The following is an 11,186-nucleotide window of genomic DNA, read 5'->3' on the forward strand; positions in this document are numbered from 1 at the left end:
AAAAAACACGATGAAAAGGTGGAAAATAAAATATAAATGCCAGTTATCTCCGCATTGTTATTTATTCACAGAATTGATAACTGTAAAAATGGTGCATACTGACAAATAAAACAAATAACAACATGGAGTTATCTTTTTCTCTAAATTCAGAGAAAAAGAATTACATTATGGATAACAACAAACAAAATAAATCTTATCACCGGCCCATATGGGATGAACACGGCCGCATCCACTACGAACTCATCCCACATCCGATAAAAGAAGATCACATTTCAGTCTGTCTCGTCCCTCCTGAAAAAGTGATACCCGTCATTTTTATCCCCGGCGTGATGGGGTCAAATCTGAAAAATACAGGAGGCGAAGTTTGGCAGTTTAGTGCTGTATCGCTAGTAAAATGGCCGCTCGCCAGCCCGGAAAAAAGAAAACTGCTTCTTGATCCGAAAACAACGACCGTTGATGACGCTGGAGAGATTTTTAATGACGCTGCCGATGGTAAAAAATTCCCCTCCCGGCGGGAACGGGGATGGGGGAGCGCTTTTTACATGAGCTACGGGGAAGCACTCGACCGGTTGCAATATCTGCTCAATGACGACGATATCCTGATGGATAACTATTTCAGGGAGGAGAAGCGCCAGACAGCGCGACAGAAGTTTATCGGCGTCAGAATCGGTGATGAGGATCCGCTGCATGCGCTGACCAACGCCGAGGTGGCGCACAGCCACCGCTTCCTGTTTCCACTGCACGTGTTCGGCTATAACTGGCTGCAGTCCAATGCGACGTCGGCCGAACGACTAGGGAAATACATTACCACCTGCGTTCTGCCGATGTATCACCAGCGGCTGGCCGTGGATAAAGTGATCCTGATAACCCATTCGATGGGCGGTTTGGTCGCCCGCCACTATTCGGAAAACCTGGACGGGCAGAAAAACATTCTGGGCATCGTGCATGGCGTAATGCCCGATCTTGGCTCCCCGTCGACCTATCGGCGGATGAAAACCGGGGAACGGGGCAAGATAGGCATGATTATCGGGGACAGCGTAGAAAAGCTGATGCCGGTGCTGGCGCAATCTCCTGGCCCCCTCCAGTTACTGCCCGGCAAGGCCTACGGTCCGGGCTGGCTGAAAATACAACGCAACAGTGAAACAGTGGCGCTGCCTGTTTCCGATCCGTATGAGGAAATCTACCTGAATAAGGCGGACTGGTGGCGGCTCTACGAAGCGGGGATTTCCGGAGGGAAAGCTGATGATGAGTGGAGCCAATACAAAACATTAATAAACACAAAAGTTAAAGATTTTATTGAGGAACTAAATGGTAAATATCATCCGCACACCTGGCTTTTTTACGGCGCCAGCCAGAGTAACCCTTCCGATGAGGCGCTTATTTGGAAGGAACGCCCGGCTCCAGTCACCCTGATGAAATACCCTGAGCTACAGGCCCCCACCTATCGGCAAAGTTCCGGCTGCACCTTTGAGTTGCTTTCCTCCGGCAGCCCCGGCGACGGTACCGTGCCGGTGAAATCCATCCGCCTCTCATCCCCACAGCTCCGCGGCGTGCTAGCGACCAATGTGGATCATGAGGGGGCTTATGCCATCGCTCCGGTAGACCGCTCACAGTCGGTGTATAGCGATCTGTCCGATGCCCTGCTGTTCACCGTGCGCGCAGTGGTCAAAATCGTTCAGCAGGTTCCTGTTGTATGAAAAAAAAATGGTTTCTTCTGTTACTACTGGCGCTTCCCGTCGCCGCTTATTACTTCTGGGCGCAGCGCGTGCAGCCGCCGCCACCGTTAACCACCAAGGAACAGCAAATGATTGATACCCTGTTTGCCACCACCCAGCCCCAGTGCATCGGGCGCTATGTTTTTGACGTGCCGGCCTCATTCAGCAATACCCTGCCGGACAGGGCCAACATTAACGCTGTCCGCATCAGCAGCAAGCGCCTCTACCGCCCGGCGTTTGAGCAACGCATCCGGCTGCGTGAGCAAGAACTTAACGCCGGGCATACGGTAAATCAACGGAACCAACCGTTTCTCAAGCAGGTTTACCGCCTGGGTGATAATGCCGTTATTTTTGACCGCAATGAAGATGCGAGCGTACCAGGATTCGGCCGTATTCTGGAAGGCCATCTTTATGTCGACGGGGTGGCGTTTATCCTCACCCAGGAAATTAGGGATTACTCCGATCCCCGCTATGCCAAAGATCGTGAATTATTTTTAAGTGACGGATCTGATCCATCTACAGCAAATAACAAGCCCCAGAAACTGGCAGAGCTGCAGAATATCATGTCGCGTCTAAGCGGTCGCCAAAACGATGAAATTCCGTCCGGTGCCGGCACCTGCATTTCCGAGGGCTTTATTCGCGACGATGGCAGTAAACAACAAGAGGACATCACTTTCGTCTACCCGCATAACAACGTTTTTTCCTTGTCGGTTTGGGTAAATAACTCGCTGAAAGAAAAAACCAGCATGCTGGAACGCAGCGGTGAAATACAGTCTTATATTCGCAGCATTAACGGCCGTAGCTTGCGCAAGGCTAAAGCGCAAATGGCGGGTTTTGACGCGAGTGAATGGCTGATAACGGCACCGTCTGAAAAAGCGCCCGGTATCCCGTCGGCACAACTGTTATTTACCGCCATCGCCAATGAAAAAACAGCAGATTTCTGGCACCCTAATCTTGACGTGACGCTCAACAATTACGCGCTGCCGCCGCCCACCTACAGCGATGCCGAACTGGTGGCGATATGGGATCGCATTACCCGTTCATTCAGATTACGGAAAGATGCATTCTAAACATGCAAGGGACTGTCACATGAAAAACAAACGGTTTCTGATACTGCTGCTGGCACTCTCTGTCACCGCTTATTACTTCTGGGCGCAGCGCGTGCAGCCGCCGCCACCGTTAACCACCAAGGAACAGCAAATGATTGATACCCTGTTTGCCACCACCCGGCCCCAGTGCATCGGGCGCTATGTTTTTGACGTGCCGGCCTCATTCAGCAATACCCTGCCGGACAGGGCCAACATTAACGCTGTTCGCATCAGCAGCAAGCGCCTCTACCGCCCGGCGTTTGAGCAGCGCATCCGGCTGCGTGAGCAAGAACTGAACGCCGGGCATACGGTGGATAAAGTGGATCAGCCGTTTCTCAAGCAGGTTTACCGGCTGAGTGATAATGCCGTTATTTTCGACCGTAATAAAAACGCAAGTGTGCCGGGGTTTGGCCGTACTCTGGAAGGCCATCTCTACATTAATGGGGTGGCGTTTATCCTCACGCAGGATATTACAGATTATTCGGATTCTCGTTATACCAAAGATCGTGAATTATTTTTAAGTGACGGATCTGATCCATCTACAGCAAATAACAAGCCCCAGAAACTGGCAGAGCTGCAGAATATCATGTCGCGTCTAAGCGGTCGCCAAAACGATGAAATTCCGTCCGGTGCCGGCACCTGCATTTCCGAGGGCTTTATTCGCGACGATGGCGGTAAACAACAAGAGGACATCACCTTCGTCTACCCGCATAACAATGTTTTTTCCCTGTCGGTTTCCACAAATACTTATCTTGGCGATGCGAAGAGCATGTTGGAACGCAGCAACGAGATCCAGCCTTACATCAACAGCGTAAACGGGCGGAGTCTGCGCAAGGCTAAAACACAAATTGCGGGTTTTGAGGCCGACGAATGGCTGGTAACAGCACCGTCTGAAAAAGCGCCCGGTATCCCGTCGGCACAACTGTTATTTACCGCCATCGCCAATGAGAAAATAGTGGACTTTCGACACCCCATTATTGACCTGACGCTCAATAATTACACCCTGCCGCCCCCCGCCTACAGCGATGCCGAACTGGTGGCGATATGGGATCGCATTACCTGTTCATTCCGCCTGCGCCAGGGGGCATTTTAAATATATGCCGATATATCTGGCCTCTTCATCAGCCAGATATAGCCTTAACATCCGCTCCATTATGGTACACCCGGCTAGCCTGCCGCTCAAAAACCGTTCGGCACGTTACGCATATCCGGCAGCTTGTGCGCAATGCCCTTATGGCAGTCGATACAGGTTTGCCCGGCGCTGATGGCCTGCTGGTGCATTTGCGCCGCCACGGTTTTCTGTGCGCTGAAGTCCATGTTATCGAAGTTGTGGCAGTTACGGCATTCCTGGGAACCATTGGCCTGCATACGCGCCCATTCGTTGCTGGCCATCGCCAGACGATGCTGCTCGAATTTCTGCGGCGTATCGATCAGGCCGAGAGCCTTGGCGTACAGCTCCTTACTGGCCTTGATCTTGCGCAGCATCTTCGGCCCCCACTCATGGGGAACGTGGCAATCCGGGCAGGTTGCCCGCACACCGCTGCGGTTGCTGTAGTGGACGGTGCCGAGATATTCTTCATAGACGTTATCGCGCATTTCATGGCAGCTAATGCAGAATGCCTCGGTATTCGCCGCCTCCATGCCGGTATTAAAACCGCCCCAGAACAGGATGCCTGCACCAAAGCCCATCAGCAGCAGCGTGCCCAACGCCAGGCGGCTTGGCCGCCGCCACCAGCGCCATAGCCGGCGCAGCGGCCCGGCTTTTTTGTTATTTCCGCTATGTTGCACCATGGTGACTCCTTACTTGCCAAAACCCGGCAGCGGCTCAAACGTGTTGCCGACAATCGGCGCGGCGTCCGTTTGCGTCACGTGGCACTGCAGGCAAAAGTATCGGCGTGGCGCCACCTCGCCCAGCATTTTGCCATCGCTGTCCATAAAGTGCGTCGGGCTGATGCGCGGTGCGCCGGTATTGCGATAATGCGCAATGTCATGGCATTGCAGGCAACGGTTGGTGTTGCGGGTGATTTGATAGCCATCAACGCCATGTGGGATCAACGGCGGCTGGTTAACGTAGTTCAGCGCCATCCGCGCTTGCTGCCTGGGTTGCATAATCTGCCCTTCAGCCGTGCCGGCAACCTCCGGCGATGCGCCCAGATCGACGCCGTTGGCCGCCAGGGCGAAGCCAACCACCGCCAGCGATAACAGCACGCCCCCCGCGGCCCACCATTTTTTCAGGACATTCCCCATCATTTTTTGCTCCAGAGCAATCACACGCTATTTTTATTGAGTGCCGTTGCCCGCCAGCCAGGCGGACGAGGTGAACTAAGCTTTCTCCAGCTTCACGGCACATTTTTTAAAGTCGGTTTCTTTCGATAGCGGATCGGTGGCGTCCAGCGTCAGGCTATTGACCAACTGCGCCGCATCAAAAAACGGCATATACACCAGCCCACGCGGCGGGCGGTTGCGCCCGCGGGTTTCGATGATGCTCACCACAGCGCCACGGCGTGAAATCACCTTGACGCGTTCGCCGCGGCGCAGGTTGCGATCCTGGGCATCCAGCGGATGGATAAACACCACCGCCTGCGGGAAGGCACGGTGCAGCTCGGGCACGCGGCGCGTCATGGTGCCGGTATGCCAGTGCTCCAGCACGCGGCCAGTAGACAGCCACAGATCGTATTCCCGATCCGGGCTTTCCGCCGCCGGCTCAAAAGGCAACGCGAAGATCACCGCTTTCCCATCCGGTTTGCCGTAAAAGCGCAGCGTTTCGCCGGCCTTCACGTAGGGATCAAAGCCTTCGCGGTAGCGCCACAGGGTTTCTTTGCCGTCCACCACCGGCCAGCACAGACCGCGCGACTGGTGATAGGTATCGAACGGCGCCAAATCATGCCCGTGGCCGCGCCCAAAACCGGCGTATTCCTCAAATAGCCCCTTCTGGATGTAGTAGCCGAAATCGCGCGCCTCGTCGTTCAACTGTTCCGCCGGCAGTTCATCCAGGCCGAATTGATCCACCACGCCGTTGGCGAACAGCACCTCATACAACGTTTTGCCACGGTACTGCGGATTTTGCGCCAGTAACTCTGCCGGCCACACTTCATCGGTGCGGAAACGTTTGGAGAACGCCACCAGTTGCCAGAGATCGGATTTTGCCGCGCCGGGCGCCTTCACCTGTTGGCGCCAGAAGTGAGTACGCCGTTCACCATTGCCATAGGCGCCCTCTTTTTCCACCCACATGGCGGTGGGCAGGATCAGATCGGCAGACAGCGCGCTCACGGTGGGGTAAGGATCGGACACCACCACGAAGTTGCGCGGATCGCGCCAGCCCGGCATACGCTCTTCGGTGATGTTGGGCCCGGCCTGCATATTGTTATTGCACATCACCCAATACACGTTGAGCGTGCCGTCTTTCAGCGCCCGATCCTGCGCGATCGCATGCAGCCCCACCTCGCCCGGAATGGTGCCGGCCGGCACGCGCCATTTCTGCTCCGCGATCTGGCGGTGCTTTTCGTTAGTCACCACCATGTCGGCCGGCAGCCGGTGCGCGAAGGTGCCGACTTCACGCGTGGTGCCGCAGGCGGAAGGCTGGCCGGTCAGCGAGAACGGCCCGCAGCCCGGCCGGGCGATCTTGCCGGTCAGCAGGTGCAGGTTGTAGCACAGGTTATTGGCCCAAACGCCGCGCGTATGCTGGTTAAAGCCCATCGTCCAGTACGAAACCACCTTGATGTTCGGATCGGCATACAGCCTGGCCAGCGCTTCCAACTGATCCTTCGGCACACCGCTCATCGCCGCGGTTTTCTCCAGGGTGTATTCCGCCACAAAGGCCTTGTAGGCTTCAAAGCTCATCGGCTCGGAGGCATCGCTGCCCGGATTCTTTGCCGCCTTTTCCAATGGGTGCGTCGGCCGTAGCCCGTAGCCGATATCGGTAACGCCCTGGCGGATATTGACATGCCGGCGCAAAAAATCCTGATCGACGGCGTTGTGTTGAATGATGTAGTTGGCGATATAGTTCATGATCGCCAAATCGGTTTGCGGGGTGAACACCATGGCGTTATCTGCCAGCTCGAAGCTGCGGTGTTCAAAGGTGGAAAGCACGGCGACGCGGACATGATCGTTGCCCAGGCGGCGGCTGGCAATGCGCGACCACAGCACCGGGTGCATCTCGGCCATGTTGGAGCCCCAAAGCACAAAGGCGTCGGCGTGCTCAATGTCTGCGTAACAGCCCATCGGCTCATCCATGCCAAAGGTGCGCATCAGCCCTACCACCGCCGATGCCATGCAGTGGCGCGCGTTAGGATCGATATTGTTCGAGCGGAAGCCGGCTTTGAACAGCTTGGCGGCGGCATACCCTTCCCAGATGGTCCATTGGCCGGAGCCAAACATGCCAACCGAGCCCGGCCCTTTGGTCTGCAGCGCCGTTTTGAACTTTTCAGCCATGATGTCGAACGCCTGTTCCCACCCGATCGGCGTGAACTCGCCTTCCTTGTCATACTGGCCCTGGGTCATGCGCAACAACGGTTGGGTGAGGCGATCCTTGCCATACAGGATCTTGGGCAGGAAATAGCCCTTGATGCAGTTCAGGCCGCGGTTGACCGGCGCATCCGGATCGCCCTGCGAGGCCACGATACGGCCGTTCTGCGTGCCGACCAGCACGCCGCAGCCGGTGCCGCAGAAGCGGCAAGGCGCTTTATCCCATTTAAGCTCATCCGCCCCGCCCGCCACCGCCAGTGCGACGGTGGGAATAACCAGCCCCGCGGCCGTGGCCGCCGCCAGCGCCGCATTGGCTTTCATGAAATCGCGACGACTGAGTTTCATGGCGTAACCTCACCTTGCTCATCCAACTGGTGATACACCAGCGATACCGCCAGCACCCCGTCCAGATTGCGTGCCGACTCAATGCGATCCAATAGCACGTGGGCATCCGCCGCCTGCATAACGATCGCCAGTTTGCCTTGCCCGGCATCCGTGGCCGGGATTTCCGTGCCGGGGATCGCCAGCAGCGCCGGGATCAGCCGCGCGACCTTCTCCGGCCGGGCCTGAACCACCAATCCGCTGACATGCCATCCATCATTCATTATTTTCACCCTGTTGTGCTGGCCCACCGGCTGGGCGGCCCACGGCGCGGCGATTGGCCAAAACGGCATTGGTTATCTTTTTTTAATAAAATCCATTGCATGGATGGGGTTAAAATAGGCGCTGAAGGCAGGGGTAGATAATCCCCATTAAGAGGTAAACAAAGAGTCTCTTGCGCCAGATCAAACTCTGTCGACCATTCGCGCGTCGTGCGGCGTACAAAAAACGGCGCACCGTTATTTATTTGAATATATAGCGATTATTTTAATCCCCCGCGCGCCAATTGCTTGATGCATATCGCGGTGATAGGGGGTAGCAAAAGTGATAATAGTGGGCATGCCGCTGGCACATACGCCGGCGCAGCCGCTATGAATAAAAAGGACGCCTGCGTGTTTGTTAAACGCTCCCTGACCCGAAGCCTGGCCAAAACGCTGTTCAGCATTGTGGCGCTTTCGCTCCTCTCAACCGGGCTGGCGCTAACCACCGTTGCCGGCAGCCTGAGCGATGCCGAAGCGGTCAATATTGCCGGCTCGCTGCGGATGCAAAGCTATCGCCTGGCCTATGACATCACCAATAGCCCGGAGCAACTGCCGCAGCATCTGGCGCAATATCGGCAGTCTCTGCAAGCCCCGGCGTTACTGAAGCTGGAGCGTTTTTACGTGCCTGAAGAGGTGCGGCAAAAATACCAAGCGCTGCGTCATACCTGGCAGCCGCTGGCCGAGAAAATCAACGCCGGCCACCCAGAAGACTACCAACAGAACGTTGCCGATTACGTCGCGCGCATCGATAGCTTTGTTTTCACGCTGCAGCACTATTCGGAATTGAAGCTGACCATCGTGGCCGCCATCAGCGTGATGGGCTATATCGCCATCATTGGCCTGGCGCTGTTTTGCCTGCGCGTGATGCGCCGCCAGGTGGTGGCACCGCTAAAACGGCTGGTCGACGCCAGCCAGCGCATGCAGCAGCGGGATTTCAACTACCCACCGCTTGAGGTGGCGCTGCCCAATGAACTGGGCGTGCTGTCGCAGGCCTTCAACGCCATGTCGGACGAACTGGCCAGGCTTTATCAATCGCTGGAGCACAAGGTACAGGAAAAAACCGAACGGTTGCAGCAAGTTAACCGCACGCTGGAGGTGCTTTACCACTGCTCACAGGCGCTGAGCACCGGGCACATCGAACAGCGTGCCTTCGAACAAATTTTGCAGATTGTGCGTAAAAGCGAGCATCTGCGCTGCATCCGCCTGGAGGTGGAAGGCACGCCCAGCCCCTGGCGATTAACCAGCGGCTCCCCGCAGGCGGGGCAAGATTGGCAGCAGCAGCGCATCGAGCAGGACGGTAAACCGGTGGGCCAACTGTGCTGGCAAACCCGGCGGCAGCCACCGCACCCGCACCTGATGCAAAGCGTGGCGAACATGCTAAGCCGCGGGCTGTATTTCAACCGCGCGCAAAAACAGCATATGCAATTCTTGCTGATGGAAGAGCGCGCCACCATCGCCCGTGAACTGCACGATTCACTGGCGCAGGCGCTGACTTTCCTGCGCATCCAGTTGACCATGCTCAAACGCGAACTCGCTGCCTGTCCGCCGCAGGCGCAGAGTATCATCGCCGATTTTGATCGGGCGTTGGCCGATGCCTACCGCCAGTTGCGCGAACTGCTGGCGACTTTCCGCCTCAGCATTCAGGCCGCCGATCTGCACAGCGCCCTGCGCCAACTGCTGGCGCCGCTAAAGGAACGGACAAAGGCCCGAATCATGCTGGATTGCCAGATCCCTTCGCAGGCGCTCAATGCTCAGCAGCAGGTGCACGCGCTGCAGATCGTTCGCGAGGCGGTGCTCAATGCGATCAAACACGCCAACGCACAGGTGATCGCCATCCGCTGCGCGGTGGACGCGAACGGCAGCAACGTCATCACCATCAGCGATGACGGTTGCGGCATCGCCAGTCTGGAAGAGCCGGAGGGCCATTATGGGCTGACCATCATGAGTGAGCGTGCCGCCCGGCTGGGGGGAAAACTGCTGATTCAACGCCGTGCGCCAGGGGGAACGGAACTTCGGCTCACCCTCCCCCCTTCTGGGTAAGTGATGAAGCCAGGTGGATAAAAGGCAATGGCAATCAAGGCCAGGGAATGATACACACCGCTACCAAGAATACCGGTAACGGGTTAGTCTTGGCTAAACGGAATAGCCCTATTGGAGCAAGGCCGACAGGCGGCGCCCCAGTAGGGTGTTGACATTACATTTGAGTGGCTTTATCGGCTACAGGGAGAAATTTTCATGGTAATGAAAAACTACAAGGTGGTTATCGTCGACGATCATCCACTGATGCGCCGCGGTATCAAACAGTTACTGGGGTTGGATCCGGCATTCAACATCGTGGCGGAAGCCAGCAACGGCACCGAGGCAATTGCCATGGTATTGCAACATGAGCCTGATGTGGTGCTGCTTGATCTGAACATGAAGGGCCTTTCCGGGCTGGACACGCTAAAGGCGTTGCGCAATGAAGGCGTTGACGCGCGGATCATCGTACTAACCGTCTCGGATGCGCGCAGCGATCTGTATGCGCTGATAGACGCCGGCGCCGACGGCTATCTGCTAAAAGACAGCGAACCGGAACAGTTATTAGTGGATATCCGCGCAGCGGCAGGCGGCCAGAATATCATCAGCGAAGCCATCGCGGACTACCTCTCTTCACGCAGTGAACAAAGCAACCCCTTTGCCGAACTGACTGAACGTGAACAGGACGTGCTGCAAGAAGTGGCGCGCGGGATGTCGAACAAGCAGGTTGCCGTGCAGTTGCACATCTCCGAAGAAACGGTCAAGGTGCACATCCGCAATATGCTGCGCAAACTGAACGTACGCTCCCGGGTCGCCGCCACGGTGATGTATCTGGAGTATAAAAACCAATAACGATCCCCCGGCCTGCCGGGGAACCGTTAGCCGATAACCGCCAGCAACTGTTGGTGGTATCGGCTCACCCACTGCGGATCAAGCGGGCCCCAATCGTCCAACTGGTAAAAACCGTCGTTATTACGCACGCCCTGCTGCACAAAACGCAGCGAGACGCCAAGCCCCGGCAAGGCCTTTAGCGTGTCCTGCAGCGTGCGCCGCGGCCAGCCGGTCTGCGCCATCAGGCGCGGCACATTGGGCCTTTCACTGTGGCTAATCAGCCAGCACAAATAAAGGCGGCGGGCAAATACCGGGTTAATATCCATACGCTGCTCCTGCTAGTGAAAACATCCAGATATACCCTTCATCTGCAAGTTGCAGGTGTGGCGGCTTTATTACTTGGCCCATCCCTGGAGCTCGCTGCGTTGCCG

10 protein-coding genes are annotated in these 11,186 nt (G+C 56.4%); 5 read left to right on the top strand and 5 right to left on the bottom strand.

Features of this window, described 5'->3' with window-relative positions; all coding sequences use genetic code 11:
* Positions 1–167 precede the first annotated feature (167 nt).
* The 3 genes from ABFX35_RS16470 to ABFX35_RS16480 are packed head-to-tail and all read left to right on the top strand — an operon-like array spanning position 168 to position 3,896.
* Entirely contained in the window at positions 168–1,697 is a 1,530-nt protein-coding gene (locus ABFX35_RS16470) for an esterase/lipase family protein (RefSeq protein ID WP_346082200.1), read from the top strand.
* Positions 1,694–2,785, top strand: a complete 1,092-nt coding sequence (locus ABFX35_RS16475) for a T6SS immunity protein Tli4 family protein (protein WP_346082201.1) — start codon at positions 1,694–1,696, stop codon at positions 2,783–2,785. The genes ABFX35_RS16470 and ABFX35_RS16475 overlap by 4 nt, the downstream gene beginning before the upstream one ends.
* On the top strand, positions 2,718–3,896 hold the full coding sequence (locus ABFX35_RS16480) for a T6SS immunity protein Tli4 family protein (protein WP_346082202.1): 1,179 nt from the start codon (positions 2,718–2,720) through the stop codon (positions 3,894–3,896). The genes ABFX35_RS16475 and ABFX35_RS16480 overlap by 68 nt, the downstream gene beginning before the upstream one ends.
* 86 nt (positions 3,897–3,982) lie before the next feature.
* Here the strand turns inward: ABFX35_RS16480 and napC are convergent, their stop codons facing one another.
* From napC to napD, 4 genes are all read right to left on the bottom strand, one after another.
* Entirely contained in the window at positions 3,983–4,594 is a 612-nt protein-coding gene (napC, locus tag ABFX35_RS16485; protein ID WP_346082203.1) for a cytochrome c-type protein NapC, read from the bottom strand.
* 9 nt (positions 4,595–4,603) lie between these two features.
* Positions 4,604–5,053 carry a nitrate reductase cytochrome c-type subunit gene (gene napB / locus ABFX35_RS16490; protein WP_346082204.1) on the bottom strand — a complete coding sequence of 150 codons (450 nt, stop codon included), beginning with the start codon at positions 5,051–5,053 and terminating at the stop codon, positions 4,604–4,606.
* A 72-nt stretch (positions 5,054–5,125) separates the two neighbouring features.
* Positions 5,126–7,612 carry a nitrate reductase catalytic subunit NapA gene (gene napA / locus ABFX35_RS16495; RefSeq protein ID WP_346082205.1) on the bottom strand — a complete coding sequence of 829 codons (2,487 nt, stop codon included), beginning with the start codon at positions 7,610–7,612 and terminating at the stop codon, positions 5,126–5,128.
* Positions 7,609–7,872 (bottom strand): chaperone NapD, encoded by a 264-nt coding sequence (gene napD / locus ABFX35_RS16500; RefSeq protein WP_346082206.1) that lies wholly within the window; start codon positions 7,870–7,872, stop codon positions 7,609–7,611. The genes napA and napD overlap by 4 nt, the downstream gene beginning before the upstream one ends.
* 387 nt (positions 7,873–8,259) lie before the next feature.
* On the opposite strand from napD, the gene narQ reads away from it, so the two are divergent.
* Both narQ and ABFX35_RS16510 read left to right on the top strand, forming a co-directional pair.
* A complete protein-coding gene (narQ, locus tag ABFX35_RS16505) occupies positions 8,260–9,948 on the top strand; it encodes a nitrate/nitrite two-component system sensor histidine kinase NarQ (RefSeq protein WP_346082385.1) in 1,689 nt (562 codons plus the stop codon).
* Positions 9,949–10,143: 195 nt separating this feature from the next.
* Entirely contained in the window at positions 10,144–10,776 is a 633-nt protein-coding gene (locus ABFX35_RS16510; protein ID WP_279024049.1) for a response regulator, read from the top strand.
* 26 nt (positions 10,777–10,802) lie between these two features.
* Here ABFX35_RS16510 and ABFX35_RS16515 read toward each other — a convergent pair whose 3' ends face one another.
* Positions 10,803–11,081: a winged helix-turn-helix domain-containing protein gene (locus ABFX35_RS16515; RefSeq protein ID WP_095847785.1), complete on the bottom strand. Its 279-nt coding sequence runs from the start codon at positions 11,079–11,081 to the stop codon at positions 10,803–10,805.
* Positions 11,082–11,186 lie beyond the last annotated feature (105 nt).

It is taken from the genome of Gibbsiella dentisursi (assembly GCF_039539505.1).
Classification (GTDB): domain Bacteria; phylum Pseudomonadota; class Gammaproteobacteria; order Enterobacterales; family Enterobacteriaceae; genus Gibbsiella; species Gibbsiella quercinecans.